Here is an 18,152-nt window from a genome sequence, read left to right as displayed (position 1 = left end):
TGCAAGAAAAAACTACCTCCAATCAAAGTATAAAATTTGAAAAGATTGTCAAATTTATTTCATCAAAACTTCACACTTTTTCACTACACTTATAGGATGAGAGGTGATTGTTTGAAAAACTGGACAGTCCTATTATTTTTATGCTTGATTTGGATAATGCAAGGATGCATTGATGAACGTTTTTCATCCATCAATCCCCATCAGTCCTTTGTTGCTTCTGTCAATATATTGGAACCCTCAATCGATTTTTTAGATTCAAAGGGAGAACGGATTACCACATGGAAATTTGAAAAAGCGTATACGGGGGCAGCATTGATTCCTTTTGACCGCATCGTGCTTTATGGACACCAATTAGATGAAGTAGACATTTACGAGTTGTCCAGCGGGAAATTAATCCAATCCATTAAAACGGGTACAGGAACAACAAATGCTTACTACGATCAAAAGGAAAAAATGCTGTTTATTGCCAATAGCAAGAAAAATACAGTGACAAGTTATGATGAACATGGAGAAAAACAAGGAGAAATTCGCCTGCAGGATTATCCAATGTCCATGGATAGTTATCAAGGCAAATTATATATCATCAATTACAAAGCCCCTGCCCTGTCCGTTGTGGATATAAAAACGATGAAACTTCTCGATGAATGGTCGATTGATAAATCTTCGAGCGGAATGCAAATTGTAGAGGAGACAGGAACTATTTGGATTGGAGGGCATGGTGAAGGAAGCCGTCCTAATCAAAAAGTAAAAGTGCTGGATTTAAAGACGGGAGAGTTGCTGCAAGAAATTCAGGTTTCCCATATGCCTGTCGGATTTGCAAGAAATGAAGAGGCCATTTTTATCACCAACCATGGCTCCAATGAATTGTATGCCTGCGATGTGAACGGGAATGTGTTATGGAGCAAAGAAGTAGGAGCCAATCCATTTTCTGTTGCTGCCTTTAAAGATATGATTATTGTAGCCGGATATGATGACAATCGAGTATATTTCATAAAAGATGGAGAAATTGAGCAATCCATATCGACCGGGTCTGGGCCGTTCCAGTTGCTCGTAAGGGAGGTTTGATGATGCCAACCGTGTTGATTATCGATGATGAACAAGACATGCGAAATTTGATTGAAGTCATGCTTTCAAAATCATTTTTTCAAACGATTGCTGTGGAAAGCGGCGAAGAAGCCTATCCCATTATTGAACGCAAAGAAGCGGATCTTGTCCTTCTGGATGTAATGATGCCGAAAGAAGATGGATTCCGCGTATGCGAAAACATTCGAAAAATCTCATCCATACCCATTATTTTTTTGACCGCAAGAGACGCCAATGAGGACAAAGTGAAAGGGTTGACAATTGGCGGGGATGATTACATCGTCAAACCTTTCACAGCCAGCGAACTGATTGCAAGAATTCAAGCGGTTTTAAGAAGAACTGGAATGAACAAGCAGCAGTTTCTCGAACGGGGAGTTATTAAGCTGGATGAAGCTTCCCGCAAAGTTTATGTCAACAATCAAAAAGTTACTTTAACATTAAAGGAATTTGATTTGCTTCAGCTTTTTATGAAAAATCCGAACACCGTTTTTTCCCGAGAACAATTATTGGAAAAGATTTGGGAAATGGATTACGATGGCGGCACAAGAACGGTGGATACTCATATCAAAACATTGCGGCTAAAATTGAGGAAAATTTCAAAGGAGGCAAGCGACTATATCCAAACCGTATGGGGGATTGGTTATCGCTTTGATCAAGTATGAGAAAGCTTTCAACCAAGATTTGGATTTTAATTATTGCATACTTAGTGTTGACCATTGCCTTTATGTATATTTTCGCCGATTTTCTCTATGAAAAATTTTATGTAGAAGATACGAAAAGCGAAATGGTTGAGATTGGCGAAAACCTCCAATCCATGTATACAGGGGGAAAAGTAACAGATACCTTTGTAGAAAAGGTGGAGGAGTTTAATCGACATGCCAATTATGATGTATTTGCCGTCCGCAACCCGCGGGAATTGAGTGCTTGCGTCCCTTTTGAAATTGATTACAATACTTTGATTGGTCCAAATGAACGGCGGATTTTATTGAAAGGAGAAACTGTTACAAAAATCGGCTATGAAGAGCGGTTTAATCGGGAAGTTGTATCGGTGATTTTGCCGCTATTGGATCAAAACCGATTGGAAGGAATTATCTATATTTATTATCCTTTAGCAAAAATTACTGAATTAGCTAAAACAGAAGTGGCTATATTTATAGGTGGAGGGATGATTTTTGCTCTTCTCATCGCCATTTTGGTTCATCAAAGTTTAAAGCGGCTCATGCGTCCTTTAAACGAGCTGCAAACGGCAGTTGAAAAAATGACGGAAGGGGATTACAGCACAAGGGTAAAGGTGGCTTCCAAAGATGAGATTGGCATGCTCTCAGAAGCCTTTAACCATATGGCAGAGGCAATTCAGCAGGAAGATGAAAAACAAAAAGCGTTTTTAGCAACCGTTTCCCATGAACTGCGCACGCCGATTAGCTACATTAAAGGCTACAGCGAAGCTATTCAAAATCAACTTCTTGAAGGAAAAGAGCGGGAAGAAGCATTGGAGCTGATTCTTCGTGAAGCGATTCGCATGGAACGGATGACGAATGAATTGCTGCAGCTTGTCCGAAAAGAGCAAGAAGAAATTGAAATGTTGCCGATTGTCCTTTCAGAAACCATTCGAGAATCCGTGAAGCTCCTTGAGGGACAAGCAAAAGAAAAAAATATTCGCATGATGCAAAAGTTGGATGAAAATATCATCGTTCAAGGAGATGAAGAGAAGCTTAAACAAATTTTCATTAATGTGATTGAAAATGCGATTCGCTACTCCAATGATAACTCGCAAGTAACCATTCTTTGTTATGAATCAGACCACCGCGCTATCGTGGAGATTCAAGATGAAGGAATTGGCATACCTGAAGAAGACCTCCCTCGTGTGACCGAACGATTTTATCGGGTTAATAAAGCAAGAAGCCGAGCTGACGGTGGAGCTGGTTTGGGACTTTCTATTGTGAAACAGTTAGTGAAACAGCATGATGGGACCCTTTCCATCAAAAGTGCTTTAGGTGAGGGAACACTTGTAACAATTTCATTACCAATAATGGAGGAAGATTGACATGAAAAAATGGATGATTGCTATACTGGCTGTACCTATGCTATTAGTTGGATGCAATTCTGACGATAAAGAACCAAAAGTGGATACAAATGATGAACCTGTTGATGTTTCTGCTTTGGAAGTGAATGTTGAGATATTGACGCCGGATGAAGTGAAAGTAGGGGAGCCGGTGGAACTCGCTGCCCATGTGACACAAAACAATGAAGATGTGGAAGATGCGGATTCTGTAGAATTTGAAGTTTGGGAATCCGGTTTGCGCGAACAAGGTTCCATGATTAAAGCGGAACATGCGGGAGATGGCGTATATAAAGCAGAATTTACATTTAATCATGATGGGGTGTATTATATGTATGCCCATACAACAGCAAGGGGTTTGCATGTAATGCCGAAAAAACAAATTATTGCAGGTAGTCCGGATATGAGCAAAGTGATTCCGGAAGAAGATACATCGAAATAAGACACAGCACAAATGCAGCATGAACTTCAAGATCATCATGATTCCACTGAAGATTCTCATGGGAGCCATTGATGCAGAGTAGTACAAAAAAATCCTCAAAGTTTCGGACTTTGAGGATTTTTTTTGTAAACGATTTGATGAACGGTAAGTTAAGCGATTTAATAGTAAGTTCATTTCATAGGTTGTAAGCGGTTGCGATGCTCTTAGTGTGAGCTGCATTTTTCGCAAGTGTTTGTGTAGCATTCACTTTGTTCTTCTATTTTTTCACCGCATTTAACGCAAATTTTATCTGGCAAATTTTTGAAGAACTCAACGATATTTTCTAACATGTGGGGACCTCCTTGCAGATTAACTGTTTTATAATACCTCTTTGTATTTGTAATTGTATTATAACAGTTTTGATTCGTCAATAAGGAATTTGCCTATTTTAAAAAGTAACTGTGACACTTTTGTGAAGAGCCATGAAAAATTTGGCTAATAAGAAAGTTGAAAGGGGCGTATATATGACCGCTGTTCTATTTTTGATAAAATAAAGTTAGATGTACCGATAGGGGGGAAGAAATTTGGAAAGTACGCGAATTTATATCATTGAGGATGACTATAAAATCGCTTCTCTGCTTGCTGAAACATTGAAAAAATATCAATATGAAGTGGAAATCGTAAAAAATTTTGATGAAATTATTGAGGAATGCTTGGCTTTTTCACCGCATTTAATCTTGCTTGATATAAACTTGCCTTCTTATGATGGATATTATTGGTGCAGACAATTGAGGCAATATACAAAGTGTCCGATTATTTTTATTTCTGCCCGTTCCGGCGAGATGGACCAAGTATTTGCGTTGGAAAATGGCGGCGATGATTTTATTACAAAACCATTCAATTATGAAATTGTGCTCGCCAAAATTAAGAGTCATTTAAGAAGATCCTATGGAGAATATTCAACAAGACAGGAAGAAAGAACAGTCCAGCTGGGGCAATTGACTCTCTATTTGGAGCGAATGGAAATGCATGTGCGAAACGTGGAAATCCCTCTGCAAAAAAAGGAATGCGCCATTTTAAACTTGCTCATGCGGGAGTCGCCGAAAGTGGTATCCCGGGAAAAATTGCTTGAAGAGCTATGGGATGACCAAGCCTTTGTGGATGAAAACACATTGAATGTAAACATGACCCGCGTTCGGAAAAAACTTGCGGAGTACGGTGTTCAATCAGTGATCGAAACGGTCCGCGGCGCCGGTTATCGATTTGTTTTACATTCGGAGGAAAAATAGTATGGGATTAAAACTATTTTTGAAGGAGAACATATCCTTTATCATATTCGAGCTGTTCGTCGTTCTTTTTATTTTGTCTTTGTACTGGCTGGATGGGTTTCGAAACGTGGATACAGCCATCTATTCCATCGTAATCAGTATGGTGCTTATTTTTTCTTTTCTAGCTATTCGATATGTATTCCGGAAAAATTTTCTTAATAGAATTTCCAATTTGCCAAACTCGATGGACGATGCCCTTCAAAAAAATGCAAAAACACCGGAGCATCTTCAAATGGAGGCTTATTTGCAGGAATTGTACCGGCACTATCAAAATGAAGTGCAAAACCTTTATGTGAAACAAAATCGGCAGGAAAAGTTTCTAAATCAATGGATTCACCAAATGAAAACGCCTATTTCTGTTATAGAACTGCTGCTGCAGGAAGAGGAATTGGATCGGTCGAGCATTCAAGAAGAAGTGGACCGGTTAAAACGGGGCATTGAAATGGTATTAATGAGCGCACGACTTGAAAAGTTTGAAGAGGATATGCAGATAGATGAGGTGAATTTAAAAGAAATTGTCACGGCAACAATCAATGACAATAAACGTTTATTTATTACAAATCATGTCTTTCCGGTGATTAATATCGACCAGACTATAACTGTGACAACCGATTCAAAATGGTTGAAATTTATGCTTGGTCAATTTATAACAAATGCCGTGAAATATACCTTCAAGCCAAATAAAAAAGTGAAAATTTTTGTAGAAAAAGATGAAGGAAAAACGGTTTTATTTGTGCAAGATGAAGGAATCGGCATTCCCAAATCCGATTTATCCCGCGTGACAAAGCCGTTCTTTACAGGGGAAAATGGCCGAAGAACAGGAGAGTCTACCGGTATGGGTTTATTCTTGGCGAAAGAAATTTGCGAGAAGTTGGGCCATGAATTAGTGATTGAATCGGAAGTTGGAAAAGGAACAACGGTAAAAGTTGTATTCTAAGTATGAATTGAGGGAATTATATGCCAATATTGCAAGTCATCGATGTAACAAAAGTATATGAAGGAAAAGTGACGCACCGGGCATTGAACCAATTAAGTTTTGAAGTGGAAAAGGGAGAATTTTTGGCGGTTATGGGTCCTAGCGGAAGCGGGAAAACTACCCTGCTTAACATCATTTCCACCATCGATAAACCAACATCTGGGGAGATTATTTTTAACGGAACAAAGCCACATTTATTTAATAAAACAGAACTCGCCTATTTCAGGAGGAGAGAATTAGGCTTCATCTTTCAGGATTTTAATTTGCTTCCGATGTTGACGGTGGAAGAAAATATAGTATTGCCGCTGACCCTGGACAACCAGCCTGTTTCATTAATGAAAGAGCGGGTAATTGAACTGACGGAAAAGTTAGGCTTATCAAGCGTTTTAAATAAAAGGCCAGATGAATTATCCGGCGGTCAAGCGCAAAGGGTGGCCATCGCCCGCGCCCTTATCCATGAGCCTGCCATCATTTTAGCCGATGAACCGACAGGAAATCTGGACTCTCATAATTCAAGGGAAGTGCTTGAATTGTTAAGCAAAATAAACAAAGAAAGAAACGCAACAATTATTATGGTGACCCATGACCCAATTGCAGCCAGCTTCTGCGACCGGGTGCTTTTTATCAAAGATGGCGAATATTTTAATGAAATTTATCGGGATGACCGCAGGCAAACCTTTTTCCAACGAATATTAAACGTGTTGAGCTTGTTGGGGGGAAGAGTCGGTGACCTTTCATCAATTCGCTTACCGTAATGTGTTTCGGAATTTCCGGATTTACGCGGCTTTCTTTATGGCCAGCTTTTTTTCCGTGTTCGTATTTTTCATCTATTCAATGTTGATGTTTCATCCGGAAATCGAAAACGGGTATTTAGGAAAAGTGCCGATTGGCGGGATGGTCTTTGCTGAAATGATTTTAGTGCTGTTTTCATGGTTTTTTATTTTTTATTCCATGAAAGCTTTTTTAGAATCGAGGGCGAAGGAATTTGCGATTCTGCTTCATTTAGGGATGGAGAAGCGGCAGCTCAGCAAGCTCATCTTTTTGGAGACCATTATCATCGGAAGTCTTTCAATTGCTTGTGGCATTCTTTTTGGATACGCCTTTACGAAATTTTTCTTTATGATTGTCAGGGAAATTTTAATGTTGGAAGAGCTGCCGTTGTATTTTCAATGGGAACCTTTTATTTTGACGATTGCTGTCTATTTCAGCGCCTTTGTGATCATTTCGATCATCAGCGTCAACTTTTCTCCTGAAAGAAAAATTATTGATTTATTAAGATGGTATCAATATCCTCATATGAACGGCCGCTTTTCAAAAAAGAGAGCGGTTTTGTCCATCATTTTATTAGTGGTGGCCTATCTTTTGTCGTTGCTTACGAACCGGGTGAACTTTTATCTATTTGTTGTATTATTGCCCCTTCTCATTACCATTGGCACATATCTTTTCTTTACAGATACAGTCCAATGGATTGTGGAGGCAATAAAAAGCAGAAAAAATTTTTATTGGAAAAAATCAAGTATGCTGTCCATTGCCGAGCAAACGTTTATTTTGAAAAATAACGGAAAAATGTATTTTGTTGTTACGATGGTTTCGGCAGCTGCTTTTTTATGCATCGGCTTGCTTGCAGCCTTGTCATCCTATACATCTCAATATGACAAATTAAATCCATTGGGGTTGATTTATAAAGGGCATATTGATAATCCCTATGAGAAAGAGCATATTTCATCCATTGTCAATGAATTGGAAGAGAAAGGGCTTTCCTATCATTTCACCCGCTTCGAAGTAAAAAAACAAACCTCTTCTTATACGAATTACGAAGTGGAAGTGTTTCGGGAATCGGATATAAACAGTTTGCTGTTTTCTTATGGCTATCCGATGGTGCAGTTGGACAGCGGTGAAGGGATGTTTATTCCTTACTCAGAAGAATCAATTAAAAAGCTTTCAAAAAGAACTGTGCATACGGTATTAAAAGAAAATAATGTGCCCATTACGATTGATGAAGTGTATCCAAAATTGATTTTCCCAAGTTCCATTGTCAGCCCGAACGCCATCATTATTAGCGATGAAGATTTTGTACAATTAAAAAATCCGTATAGCGGCTATCCTGAAGTGGAGCCGGCGTATCATTTATTTGCTTTTGATATTCCTCAATGGCTTGAGGCGCAGGATGTAGGAGTGCCGATTTATCAGCAGGTGCAAAAAGAATACGAAAAAAATCAGTATGAATTGCCTTTTTATTTTGAAAACGCTGGGTTGAATTATTCCTATGTATTGTCAATGTATTCTCTATTTACGTTGGTAGGGCTTTTAGTAGCGGCAGTATTTTTGCTGGCGGCCGGCAGCTTTATTTACTTTAAAATTCATACAAACTTGGATGCAGAAAAAAGGAAATTTGATGTATTGAAACGGATGGGGATTGCTGACAGCGAAATAAAGGGGCTTGTGACAAATCAATTATTCCCTCAGTTTTTCTTGCCGTGGGGGGTGGCGATGGTTCATAGTTTATTTGCCTTTTTGGCTTTGCAAAATTTGCTGAAAGATATTGCTAATATTTCAATTGTAAAGGAAATTGTATTTGCATTTTCTTTCTTGATTTTAATTCAGATCATTTATTTTTATTTAATTCGATGGCGGTTTATTGCCCACGTAAAAAATTAAGATTTAGAAAATGCAGCTAGAAAATTCAGTTTCAATCCTTGTTCCAGGAAAAAGTGACAGAATAAAAGGAAAGCAGTACAATGATTTGTAGTATAAAAGATTGGAAAAGAGGGAAGCTCGATGAAAAAAATGAATGTGGAAAGTTTTAATTTAGACCATACAAAGGTGAGCGCGCCTTATGTTCGTTTAGCCGGCGTGAAAGAAGGACAAAATGGCGATGTGGTGCGCAAATACGATATCCGCTTTAAACAGCCGAATAAAGAACATATGGAAATGCCAGCTTTGCATTCCCTTGAGCATTTAATGGCTGAACATATCCGCAACTACACAGACCATGTGGTGGATTTAAGTCCAATGGGATGCCAAACTGGATTTTACCTCACCATGATTAACCACGAAGATTATGAGGAAGTATTGGATATTTTAGAAAAAACCCTTCGTGATGTATTGAATGCGACGGAAGTTCCTGCATGTAATGAAGTGCAGTGCGGCTGGGCGGCAAATCACAGCTTAGAAGGGGCAAAACAATTGGCAAAAGAAATGCTAGAAAAACGCAATGAATGGTCCATCGTGTTTAAAGAAGAATAAATTAATTTGTACAGAGGCTTGGACATAAACCAAAAATGATAGGGGCAGCTGAGAGAGTTTTGATAAAAAATTGATATAACTAGAAATTGATTGGAGTGACGGGGCGAGTTCCTGTCGCGCACGCTTAGTCGCAAAGCAAAGCTTTCCTGCGACGAGCCCTCTCGATACCACGAGGAGCGAAGGAATGACTCAGAGGGGGCTCGTTCCGGGCCCGCGGAAAGCGTCCCCGGAACGGAAATCAATTTTTAATACATATCAAAAAAACATCATTTTCTCTTTGGAGAAAGTGATGTTTTTTTAGATTTGTCCAAACCTCTTTTTTTAATATGACAAATATTCTTCATATTTATGAGGTTTTTCTATGAATTGGATTAGATATTATAGTAATAGGTACAAATTTTTTCAAAAGTGTTTGTCGGGCGGCAACCAATTTTTAATCGAAAGGAAGAAGTGGTTGCTTATAAATTTTTCGAAGAACCGCAAATTATTAAATCATCAGATGTTCCAATGAATACAAAAGAAAAAACATCGCCGAAACCATTGAACAAAATGTTGCTTTAATCTATAAATTGCTTAGGTTAATAAACAATCTTTCAAGGAAAAAAAATAAAAGTGCACTCCATTGAGCAGGCCATCATGGAATTGGGAATAATGGAACTGCGCAAATACTTATATTTATTAGCTTTGCATGAAGGGCGTTTGGAAGAGCCGACAGATGTTGAAATTGAATTAACGAGAGCTTCCCTAATAAGAGGAAAAATATGTGAACTTCTTTCCAGAAAAAAGAAAAAGGAAAATTATGCTGAATATTATTTAGCCGGAATGTTTTCGTTAATTGATGCCATTTTGCAAAAAACAATTAATGAAATGGTCGCAGAACTTCCACGATTTGCGGCAAGAATACGGAAATGACGGATTATTTGCAGTTGAGTATCGCCCTTTCAAAATTGGATATTCATTTAGCCACAAGCATTGCAAAGAGATTAGGATTCGAAACAAAGGATTTAGTCGAGATTTACAAACCAGCATTAGATGATTCAAAAAAATCATTTTGAATAAATACATAGTCACAATCACCGCATGAATAGGATGAAAAGAGTTATCCATAATATTCATTACTGAACCTTCGTAATCAATGCAGAATTATATTAAAAAAACTTATTCGGATTGTGACAGAATTTCACAAAGAATTCACAAATCTGAAACAATTGTTGAAATCGTTGAAACGCTTGACTTTTAACGGTTTTTCTAAGCATTGGATAAAGGGCCAAATGTTTTTTTATCCATCAATTTTGTTATAATGAATTTGTATTATACAATTTTTATTAATTTTTTTGGAGGGGTTCAAAAAATGAAAAAAGCTTGGTTAGCATTACTTTTTGGAACTGCCCTTGTTCTTGGCGCTTGCGGCGGTGGCGACGATACTAGCGACGAAGGTTCAAACGACAGCACTACAACAACTACTGAAGAAACAACAACTGATAGTGGTGCAGATACTGCGAAAGGTGAAGAACTTGTAAAGAAAAACTGTACTTCTTGCCATGGCGGCAACTTAGAGGGAATGGGCAATACTCCTGCGCTATCTGACGTTGGGTCAAGACTTTCTGAAGAAGAAATTTTAGATGTTATTGTAAACGGTCGAAATGCAATGCCTCCAGGTTTGCTTACTGGCGATGATGCAAAAGCTGCTGCTGCATGGTTAGCACAACAAAAATAATGAAGAAATAAAAGCGTTTACATTAGGAAATTTTAGGAGACGTATAAGCACGTCTCCTTTTTTCTTTTGGCGAAGTATACTATAATGCTAAAATAAAACCATATGAGAAAAAAGGTGGGAGAGTGAATGGCACAAGTTACAACAAAAGATGTAATGGAAAAATTTGAACTAAAGCTTGTCAGCGGTCATGAAGGCATCGGTCGTCATATCACAACAAGCGATATTTCAAGACCAGGTTTAGAAATGGCAGGCTATTTTACCCATTATCCTGCTGACCGGGTACAGCTCATTGGCAGAACCGAATTATCCTTTTTTGAAATGCTCCCTCCGGATTTAAAAAAAGAACGAATGATAAAATTATGTTCACAGGATACACCGGCGATTATTATCTCAAGAAATATGGAAGTGCCGCAGGAATTGATTGAAGCTTCCAATCAAAATAATGTACCTGTTCTTGTTACGTCCATGAAAACAACAAGATTTTCCAGCAGGCTGACAAACTATTTGGAAAGTAAACTTGCACCATCAACGGCGATTCATGGCGTATTAGTCGATGTTTACGGAATTGGGGTTTTAATTATTGGCAAAAGCGGTGTAGGAAAAAGTGAGACCGCTTTGGAATTAATTAAGAAAGGACATCGGCTCGTTGCGGATGATTGTGTAGAAATTCGTCAGGAAGCGGAGAATTTGCTTATTGGAAGTCCGCCGCCATTACTTGAGCATTTATTGGAAATTCGAGGAATTGGCATCATTAATATTATGACGCTCTTTGGGGCAAGTGCGGTTCGTCCTTATAAGCGCATTACATTAATTGTAGAGCTGGAAACTTGGGATCCAAATAAGACATACGACCGTTTAGGGTTGGATGAAGAAAAAATGAAAATTATTGATACGGAAATTACAAAATTAACAATTCCAGTGCGCCCTGGACGAAATGTTTCCGTTATTATTGAAGTAGCAGCAATGAACTATCGTTTGAAGAAAATCGGCATTAATCCTGCTCTTGAGTTTTCAAGAAGATTGGACGAGGTTATTGCCATGCACGATGACTTGGATGAATATGAATGATAAAAGATGATATTGAGAGGAGTTCCTATGAATACGATTTTGTTAACAATTGATCCTGTTGCCTTCAGTATTGGTCCACTGACTGTCCGATGGTACGGCATTATCATCGTCACAGGCATTATCATCGGTTATTTAGTAGCCAATGCGGAAGGAAAAAAACGAGGGTTGCCTGAAGATTTTTTTGGTGATTTATTATTGTGGGCAGTGCCGATTGCCATTATCAGCGCACGGCTATATTATGTTATGATGAAATGGGACTATTACGGAGCTAATCCAGGGAAAATCATAGAAATATGGAATGGCGGCATTGCTATTCATGGTGCGTTGATTGGGGCCATTACAACCGCATATGTTTTCTGCCGTGTAAAAAAAGTAAGCTTTTTAAAAGTAGCGGACATTGCCGCTCCTAGCATCTTGATCGGCCAAATCATCGGGCGCTGGGGCAACTTTATGAACCAAGAAGCCTTTGGAGGTCCCGTATCCCGAGATTTTCTGGAAAGCTTATTTTTGCCGGATTGGCTCATTGAACAAATGTACATTCATGATTTAGGCACATATGTTCATCCAACATTTTTATATGAATCGACATGGAATTTAGTAGGGCTAATTATTTTGCTTTTATTTAGAAAAGCCAATTTGCATCGAGGGGAAATATTCTTTTCATACCTAATTTGGTATTCAATAGGCCGATTCTTTATTGAATCCATGAGAACTGACAGCCTATATTTAATTGGAGATTTGCGCTCTGCTCAAGTGATGTCAGTGACGCTCATTATCATCGGTTTCGTTTCAATTTTCTATCGCCGATGGAAAGTTCGTCCTGTTATTCGTTATTATGATGAATAGAAAGAGAAAGGAAAATGAGAAATGTCTACGTTAAAAAAGGGGTTAATTGCAGGTGGAAAAACTGCTTGGTCTTTAAGTAAAGTCATTTTTCCAATTACATTTATTGTCACAATATTACAATTTACACCAATCTTACCTTGGCTCATCGATTTAATTGAACCATTAATGGGGATACTTGGATTAAGCGGGGAAGCTGCAATCCCCCTTGTACTTGGGAATTTTTTGAATTTATATGCAGCCATTGCAGGGATTTTGTCCTTAGAACTTACTGTGAAAGAAGTATTTATACTAGCTGTGATGCTATCCTTTGCCCACAATATGTTTGTTGAAACGGGAGTCGCTTTAAAAGTGGGAGTTAAACTTTGGGTGGTACTTGCGGTAAGATTCGGACTTGCAATTGTTTCAGCCCTTGTTATTCGTTTTCTTTGGAACGGCGGCGATGAAATTGCCAAATACGGTTTAGTTCCTACACAAACACCTGATCCAAACGGTTGGGGCGAAATATTGTTGCTTGGACTCGAAAAAGCAGGCTATGGGATTTTACAATTATTAATTATTGTGATTCCGTTAATGATTATCGTGCAATATTTGCGCGACTATCATTATTTAGATAAATTGTCGAATGTTTTATCTCCTGTAACGAAAGTAATCGGCGTCAAACCAAATGCTGCAATGACTTTAGTGGCTGGCTTAGTCATTGGGCTCGCTTATGGAGCAGGAGTGATGATTCAATCTGTTAAAGAAGATGGCGTGAGCAAAAAAGATGCTACATTATGCTTCATCTTTTTAGTTGCATGCCACGCAGTCGTTGAAGATACGCTCATCTTTGCACCACTCGGAGTTCCAATTTTATATTTATTATTAATCCGTTTAGTGACGGCATTTGTCTTAACGATAATTGTTGCATTTATTTGGAATAAAGCAGAAGTGAAGGCGTTAAATAGGGAAGTGGTACGAACAGAATGAAGGCATTATTATTTGATTTCGATGGAACGTTATTAAACACTAATGAATTAATCATCCGCACATTTATGCATGTATTAAACGACAGATTTCCCGGGCAATATTCGCCACAAGATTGCATCAAATTCATTGGTCCGTCATTAAAAGAGACATTCGAACAGATAGCACCAAATGAAGTTGATGAATTAATCGCGAAATATCGCCAATGGAACCATGCTTATCACGATCAGTATGTGAAAGAATTTGATGGTGTCAATGAAACTTTAGAACAGTTGAAGCGCCAAGGACATAAATTGGCCATCGTTTCCACGAAAAAACGGGAAACCATTGAGCGAGGGCTTAAATTTATGAAGGCGGAACAGTATTTTGACTTTTGGATTGGATTGGAAGATGTGAGAAAAGTGAAACCGGATCCGGAACCAGTGTTGTTGGCGCTGGAACGTCTAAAAATGCGGAAAGAAGACGCTTTAATGATTGGTGATAATTACCACGATATATTGGCGGGAAAAAATGCAGGCGTCAAAACAGCCGGCGTTGCTTGGTCCATAAAAGGAGAAGACTATTTGAGGCAATTCCAGCCGGATTATATGCTGCATCATATATCCGATTTATTGACAATCGTGAAGGGGTTGTAATATGCGGAGAACTGAAAGATACCAAGTTCAAGGAGGCGCCAACTCTTTATGGCATATTTATAAAACCGTTTCCTTTTGGAAAGTTGTGAAATGCTTTATTTTTATTCAAATCGGCAGAATTACACCATTTATGGGACTAAAAAATTGGATTTACCGCACCTTTTTAAAAATGAAAATAGGGAAGAAGACTTCTCTCGCATTAATGGTTATGCCGGATACGATGTTTCCTGAGCGCATTTCCATCGGCGATAATACGATTATCGGCTATAACACAACCATTTTGGCTCATGAATATTTGATTGATGAGTATCGTTTAGGTGATGTGAAAATTGGAAATGAAGTCATGATAGGAGCAAATTCCACCATTTTGCCTGGTGTAGAAATCGGCGATGGAGCCATTGTTTCCGCAGCCACTTTAGTGAATAAAGATGTTCCGGCTGGAGCAATGGTTGGGGGAAACCCAATGCGCATCATCTATACCGCGGAAGAAATGGCAGAACGCAAAAAGAAGAGAAATGGGGCTGTTTAGAAAGGAGAGCTTTCTACACAGCCTTTCTTTGTAAAGTTTTCTAGAGAATTGGGAATTCACCACAAGAGAAGAGAAAATTTTCCTAATTCAGCCATTTATGAATTGACTATTTTTCAATAGTTCGATACAATGCTTTCATATACTAACTCTCTAACTCTCTAATACTCTAATATACTAAAGTGAAATAGGAAGTGTGGTCTATGTCATCGATTAAAAAATTTGAAAAACCCCTTGGAATGAGAGATACATTCCCTCGGATATATGAAAAAATGGAGAGGGCAAGGCAAATCGGCCGAAAAGTCTTTCGTTCAAGGGGATTTGATTTTATCGAAACGCCGACATTGGAATATTACGATACGGTAGGCAAGGCATCAGCTATATCTGATTCATTTTTATTTAAATTAGTCGACAGCCAAGGAAACACCCTTGTCCTTCGCCCGGATATGACAACGCCAATTACACGGGTCGCCACTTCGAAATTATTGAAGGAAAAAATTCCTCTTCGGCTCGCCTATTTCGCGAATGTGTTTCGCGCACAGCAAATGGAAGGAGGAAGACCGGCTGAGTTCGGTCAAATGGGCGTTGAAATTATTGGAGATAAAACGATTTTTGCTGATGCAGAAGTGCTCATTACAGCCATTCAATTAATAAAAGAGTTTGGCATTGAGTCGTTTAAATTAACCATCGGGCATGCAGGAGTATTGCATGATATTTTAAATGATTATACTGACAACAAAGATCAGCGGGAAACGTTGCGAAATTTGCTTGTGGAACGCAATTATGTTGGCTTTGAAGAAGCGGTGCATGAATTTGACTTGCCGATTACAAAAGCCAACGCACTTTTAGAATTTATTAATGAAGCAACAAATTTAACTTCCATTGAAGATATGGAAAAATATGTACGGAAAAACGATGGGATTGAATATATGAAGCAGCTTTCAAAATTGCTTGATGCGTATAATCTCACGCAGTATGTGTCGTTCGATTTCACCCTTTCAAGCCATATGAGCTATTACACGGGCATGCTGTTTGAAATTTTTGCATCAGGCAGCGGTTTCCCACTAGGAAATGGCGGACGCTACGATGGGCTTTTGCATTTGTTTGGAAGCGATGCAGGAGCAACCGGATTTAGCATTCGCATTGACCGGCTTCTTGAAGTATTGCCGAAAGAAGAAATTGAAGAAGAAACAATTTGCATCTTGTTTGATGATGAAGATTTCATTAAAGCATTGGACCTTGCAACTGCATTGAGAGAACAAGGGGCGCGGGTAACGGTCCAATCAAAAAAAGGATTAATCAATCGGGAAGCATTTACGAAACAGTTTAGTCGGGTTGTTGATTTAAGCCAGGAGGAAACACAATGAGTACTGAATTAACAATTGCTATGCCGAAAGGGCGAATTTTTGAAGAAGCCTATCAAATGTTGATTGAATCTGGGTTTAAATTGCCTGAAGAAGTAGAAATGTCCAGAAAATTAATGATTGAAATTCCGGAAGAAAACATCCGCTTTATTTTAGCCAAACCGATGGACGTTCCGGTGTATGTGGAGCATGGAGTTGCCGATATAGGCATTGCTGGAAAAGATGTATTAATGGAACAGCAGCGCAATGTCCATGAACTGTTGGATTTAAAAATCAGCAAATGCCATATTGCTTCTGCTGGACTTCCAAATACGGAAATGGATGAAATTGCGCCGCGGATTGCCACAAAATATCCGAATATTGCGATGAATTATTATAAAGGCATTGGTGAGCAAGTAGAGATTATTGAATTAAATGGTTCCATAGAACTTGCGCCGATGATTGGGCTTGCAGACCGCATTGTGGACATCGTTTCAACGGGAAGAACGTTAAGGGAAAATGGGTTGGTAGAATATGAACATATTGCCGATGTATCTTCCCGATTAATTGCAAACCCAGTGAGTTATCGAATGAAAAATGAACGCATTCAAGAAATCGTATCCCGATTAAAGAAAATTGTGAAGTAAAGGGAAGGTTGCCAAATGAAGATTTCGAAACTATCCAAAAATATTTCATTAAAAAGAGAGTTAGAGAGCGGGAATGAGGAGCAGCTAAAAACGGTAAGACAAGTCATTAGAGATGTTCGCGAACATGGAGATGAGGCCATTCGAAAATATACGGAAATGTGGGATAAGGTTGTGCTTTCTGATTTTCGTGTAAGCGAAGAGGAAATTCAGGAAGCCCTTCAACATTTCGATCCGCAATTGAAAAAGGACTTGGAAGAAGCGGCAAACAATATTCGAAAATATCATGAAGCCCAAAAACGGGAAGGATATACATTGGCTTTAGGGGACGGTTCCTATCTTGCACAGCGAATCATTCCATTGGATTCAGTAGGTTTATACGTGCCAGGAGGTTCTGCTGCTTATCCTTCCTCTGTATTAATGAACGTGATTCCTGCGCAAGTGGCGGGAGTAAAACGCATCGTCATTACATCCCCTTGCGGAAAAGATGGAAAACTTCCTCCTGCTGTGTTAGTGTGTGCGAACATTTTAGGGGTGAATGAAATTTATAAAATAGGCGGCGCCCAAGCCATTGCAGCGCTTGCTTACGGAACGGAATCCATCGCCCCTGTGGATAAAATAACAGGTCCAGGAAACATCTTTGTAGCCCTTGCTAAACGAGAAGTGTTTGGACAAGTTGCCATTGATATGATTGCTGGGCCTAGCGAAATTTGCATTATTGCGGATGACTCAGCTTATCCGGATGAAATCGCATCGGATTTGCTAAGCCAGGCGGAACATGACATGCGGGCTTGCGCCATTTTAATTACAACTAGTGAAAAATTGGCGACTGCCGTTAGTGCACAAGTGGAAGAGCAGTTGAGAAAGCTTCCTCGCGAACAGATTGCAAGAGCCTCTATTGAAAATTTCGGCCATATTTATATTGCTGAATCAATGGAACAGGCAGTGGAAGCAGTCAATACTCTTGCGCCAGAACACTTGGAAATTGTAACGGAAAATGCGGAAGAAGTGAGCGCTAGTATCCGCCATGCAGGAGCAATCTTCCTTGGCCGATACAGTTCAGAACCAGTAGGAGATTACTTTGCAGGACCGAACCATGTACTCCCTACAAACAGCACTGCGCGTTTTGCCAGCGGATTAAATGTTGATGATTTTATTAAAAAGACAAACATCATTTACTACTCAGAAAAAACTTGGGAAGAAAACGCACCGAAAATTGCACGGCTTGCCCGTATGGAAGGTTTGGAAGCCCATGCTAGAGCCGTTGAATCGCGGGGTTGGAAGAAAGGAGAATAAG

Annotated in this window: 21 protein-coding genes; 20 read left to right on the top strand and 1 reads right to left on the bottom strand. The window is 39.0% G+C overall.

Annotation, left to right across the window (positions count from 1 at the left end; genetic code table 11):
- The first annotated feature begins 111 nt into the window (after positions 1-111).
- Genes DKZ56_RS13840 through DKZ56_RS13825 form a run of 4 tightly spaced genes read left to right on the top strand, consistent with a single transcriptional unit; the run spans position 112 to position 3,584 of the window.
- The gene (locus DKZ56_RS13840; protein ID WP_245989489.1) at positions 112-1,065 is read left to right on the top strand and encodes a YncE family protein; all 954 of its coding nucleotides are present in this window, start codon (positions 112-114) and stop codon (positions 1,063-1,065) included.
- A gap of 2 nt (positions 1,066-1,067) precedes the next feature.
- The gene (locus DKZ56_RS13835; protein ID WP_208650508.1) at positions 1,068-1,745 is read left to right on the top strand and encodes a response regulator transcription factor; all 678 of its coding nucleotides are present in this window, start codon (positions 1,068-1,070) and stop codon (positions 1,743-1,745) included.
- Complete coding sequence (locus DKZ56_RS13830) at positions 1,742-3,127, top strand: sensor histidine kinase (RefSeq protein WP_208650507.1); 1,386 nt, start codon at positions 1,742-1,744, stop codon at positions 3,125-3,127. Before DKZ56_RS13835 ends, DKZ56_RS13830 begins: the two co-directional genes overlap by 4 nt.
- A gap of 1 nt (position 3,128) precedes the next feature.
- Positions 3,129-3,584: a FixH family protein gene (locus tag DKZ56_RS13825; RefSeq protein WP_208650506.1), complete on the top strand. Its 456-nt coding sequence runs from the start codon at positions 3,129-3,131 to the stop codon at positions 3,582-3,584.
- Positions 3,585-3,787: 203 nt separating this feature from the next.
- Here DKZ56_RS13825 and yhfH read toward each other — a convergent pair whose 3' ends face one another.
- Entirely contained in the window at positions 3,788-3,913 is a 126-nt protein-coding gene (yhfH, locus tag DKZ56_RS13820) for a protein YhfH (protein WP_208650505.1), read from the bottom strand.
- Between the two features lie 234 nt (positions 3,914-4,147).
- Between yhfH and DKZ56_RS13815 the strand changes: the two genes are divergently transcribed.
- The 16 genes from DKZ56_RS13815 (at position 4,148) to hisD (ending at position 18,151) form a co-directional block, all read left to right on the top strand.
- Complete coding sequence (locus DKZ56_RS13815) at positions 4,148-4,852, top strand: response regulator transcription factor (RefSeq protein WP_208650504.1); 705 nt, start codon at positions 4,148-4,150, stop codon at positions 4,850-4,852.
- A 1-nt stretch (position 4,853) separates the two neighbouring features.
- Positions 4,854-5,828: a sensor histidine kinase gene (locus tag DKZ56_RS13810; RefSeq protein ID WP_208650503.1), complete on the top strand. Its 975-nt coding sequence runs from the start codon at positions 4,854-4,856 to the stop codon at positions 5,826-5,828.
- Between the two features lie 20 nt (positions 5,829-5,848).
- Positions 5,849-6,622, top strand: a complete 774-nt coding sequence (locus DKZ56_RS13805) for an ABC transporter ATP-binding protein (RefSeq protein WP_208650502.1) — start codon at positions 5,849-5,851, stop codon at positions 6,620-6,622.
- Positions 6,594-8,525, top strand: a complete 1,932-nt coding sequence (locus DKZ56_RS13800) for an FtsX-like permease family protein (protein WP_208650501.1) — start codon at positions 6,594-6,596, stop codon at positions 8,523-8,525. The genes DKZ56_RS13805 and DKZ56_RS13800 overlap by 29 nt, the downstream gene beginning before the upstream one ends.
- 120 nt (positions 8,526-8,645) lie before the next feature.
- Complete coding sequence (locus DKZ56_RS13795) at positions 8,646-9,113, top strand: S-ribosylhomocysteine lyase (protein WP_208650500.1); 468 nt, start codon at positions 8,646-8,648, stop codon at positions 9,111-9,113.
- Positions 9,114-9,749: 636 nt separating this feature from the next.
- On the top strand, positions 9,750-10,025 hold the full coding sequence (locus tag DKZ56_RS13790) for a hypothetical protein (RefSeq protein WP_208650499.1): 276 nt from the start codon (positions 9,750-9,752) through the stop codon (positions 10,023-10,025).
- Entirely contained in the window at positions 10,022-10,168 is a 147-nt protein-coding gene (locus DKZ56_RS13785; RefSeq protein ID WP_208650498.1) for a hypothetical protein, read from the top strand. Before DKZ56_RS13790 ends, DKZ56_RS13785 begins: the two co-directional genes overlap by 4 nt.
- A gap of 296 nt (positions 10,169-10,464) precedes the next feature.
- Positions 10,465-10,830, top strand: a complete 366-nt coding sequence (gene cccB / locus DKZ56_RS13780) for a cytochrome c551 (RefSeq protein WP_208650497.1) — start codon at positions 10,465-10,467, stop codon at positions 10,828-10,830.
- Between the two features lie 126 nt (positions 10,831-10,956).
- Positions 10,957-11,898, top strand: a complete 942-nt coding sequence (hprK, locus tag DKZ56_RS13775) for an HPr(Ser) kinase/phosphatase (protein WP_208650496.1) — start codon at positions 10,957-10,959, stop codon at positions 11,896-11,898.
- Between the two features lie 27 nt (positions 11,899-11,925).
- The gene (gene lgt, locus DKZ56_RS13770) at positions 11,926-12,744 is read left to right on the top strand and encodes a prolipoprotein diacylglyceryl transferase (RefSeq protein ID WP_208650495.1); all 819 of its coding nucleotides are present in this window, start codon (positions 11,926-11,928) and stop codon (positions 12,742-12,744) included.
- Positions 12,745-12,765: 21 nt separating this feature from the next.
- Complete coding sequence (locus DKZ56_RS13765; RefSeq protein WP_208650494.1) at positions 12,766-13,710, top strand: nucleoside recognition domain-containing protein; 945 nt, start codon at positions 12,766-12,768, stop codon at positions 13,708-13,710.
- Entirely contained in the window at positions 13,707-14,342 is a 636-nt protein-coding gene (ppaX, locus tag DKZ56_RS13760; protein WP_208650493.1) for a pyrophosphatase PpaX, read from the top strand. The genes DKZ56_RS13765 and ppaX overlap by 4 nt, the downstream gene beginning before the upstream one ends.
- Before the next feature lies 1 nt (position 14,343).
- Positions 14,344-14,871, top strand: coding sequence for an acyltransferase (locus DKZ56_RS13755; protein WP_208650492.1), 528 nt, complete (start codon positions 14,344-14,346; stop codon positions 14,869-14,871).
- Positions 14,872-15,071: 200 nt separating this feature from the next.
- A complete protein-coding gene (locus DKZ56_RS13750; RefSeq protein ID WP_208650491.1) occupies positions 15,072-16,235 on the top strand; it encodes an ATP phosphoribosyltransferase regulatory subunit in 1,164 nt (387 codons plus the stop codon).
- On the top strand, positions 16,232-16,858 hold the full coding sequence (gene hisG, locus DKZ56_RS13745; RefSeq protein WP_208650490.1) for an ATP phosphoribosyltransferase: 627 nt from the start codon (positions 16,232-16,234) through the stop codon (positions 16,856-16,858). The genes DKZ56_RS13750 and hisG overlap by 4 nt, the downstream gene beginning before the upstream one ends.
- A gap of 15 nt (positions 16,859-16,873) precedes the next feature.
- Positions 16,874-18,151 (top strand): histidinol dehydrogenase, encoded by a 1,278-nt coding sequence (gene hisD, locus DKZ56_RS13740; RefSeq protein WP_208650489.1) that lies wholly within the window; start codon positions 16,874-16,876, stop codon positions 18,149-18,151.
- Position 18,152 lies beyond the last annotated feature (1 nt).

The organism is Ureibacillus thermophilus, from assembly GCF_004331915.1.
Lineage (GTDB): Bacteria > Bacillota > Bacilli > Bacillales_A > Planococcaceae > Ureibacillus > Ureibacillus thermophilus.
The sequence above is the reverse complement of the archived record's forward strand: the minus strand, read 5'-3'. Positions and strand labels throughout refer to the sequence as shown.

What these genes read in the sequence shown, in the direction of transcription:
- DKZ56_RS13835 (WP_208650508.1), top strand. Translation starts at nt 1,068, where the DNA reads ATGCCAACCGTGTTGATTATCGATGATGAACAAGACATGCGAAATTTG.
- DKZ56_RS13830 (WP_208650507.1), top strand. Translation starts at nt 1,742, where the DNA reads ATGAGAAAGCTTTCAACCAAGATTTGGATTTTAATTATTGCATACTTA.
- DKZ56_RS13825 (WP_208650506.1), top strand. Translation starts at nt 3,129, where the DNA reads ATGAAAAAATGGATGATTGCTATACTGGCTGTACCTATGCTATTAGTT.
- yhfH (WP_208650505.1), bottom strand. Translation starts at nt 3,913, where the DNA reads ATGTTAGAAAATATCGTTGAGTTCTTCAAAAATTTGCCAGATAAAATT.
- DKZ56_RS13810 (WP_208650503.1), top strand. Translation starts at nt 4,854, where the DNA reads ATGGGATTAAAACTATTTTTGAAGGAGAACATATCCTTTATCATATTC.
- DKZ56_RS13805 (WP_208650502.1), top strand. Translation starts at nt 5,849, where the DNA reads ATGCCAATATTGCAAGTCATCGATGTAACAAAAGTATATGAAGGAAAA.
- DKZ56_RS13795 (WP_208650500.1), top strand. Translation starts at nt 8,646, where the DNA reads ATGAAAAAAATGAATGTGGAAAGTTTTAATTTAGACCATACAAAGGTG.
- DKZ56_RS13790 (WP_208650499.1), top strand. Translation starts at nt 9,750, where the DNA reads ATGGAATTGGGAATAATGGAACTGCGCAAATACTTATATTTATTAGCT.
- DKZ56_RS13785 (WP_208650498.1), top strand. Translation starts at nt 10,022, where the DNA reads ATGACGGATTATTTGCAGTTGAGTATCGCCCTTTCAAAATTGGATATT.
- cccB (WP_208650497.1), top strand. Translation starts at nt 10,465, where the DNA reads ATGAAAAAAGCTTGGTTAGCATTACTTTTTGGAACTGCCCTTGTTCTT.
- hprK (WP_208650496.1), top strand. Translation starts at nt 10,957, where the DNA reads ATGGCACAAGTTACAACAAAAGATGTAATGGAAAAATTTGAACTAAAG.
- lgt (WP_208650495.1), top strand. Translation starts at nt 11,926, where the DNA reads ATGAATACGATTTTGTTAACAATTGATCCTGTTGCCTTCAGTATTGGT.
- DKZ56_RS13765 (WP_208650494.1), top strand. Translation starts at nt 12,766, where the DNA reads ATGTCTACGTTAAAAAAGGGGTTAATTGCAGGTGGAAAAACTGCTTGG.
- ppaX (WP_208650493.1), top strand. Translation starts at nt 13,707, where the DNA reads ATGAAGGCATTATTATTTGATTTCGATGGAACGTTATTAAACACTAAT.
- DKZ56_RS13755 (WP_208650492.1), top strand. Translation starts at nt 14,344, where the DNA reads ATGCGGAGAACTGAAAGATACCAAGTTCAAGGAGGCGCCAACTCTTTA.
- DKZ56_RS13750 (WP_208650491.1), top strand. Translation starts at nt 15,072, where the DNA reads ATGTCATCGATTAAAAAATTTGAAAAACCCCTTGGAATGAGAGATACA.
- hisG (WP_208650490.1), top strand. Translation starts at nt 16,232, where the DNA reads ATGAGTACTGAATTAACAATTGCTATGCCGAAAGGGCGAATTTTTGAA.
- hisD (WP_208650489.1), top strand. Translation starts at nt 16,874, where the DNA reads ATGAAGATTTCGAAACTATCCAAAAATATTTCATTAAAAAGAGAGTTA.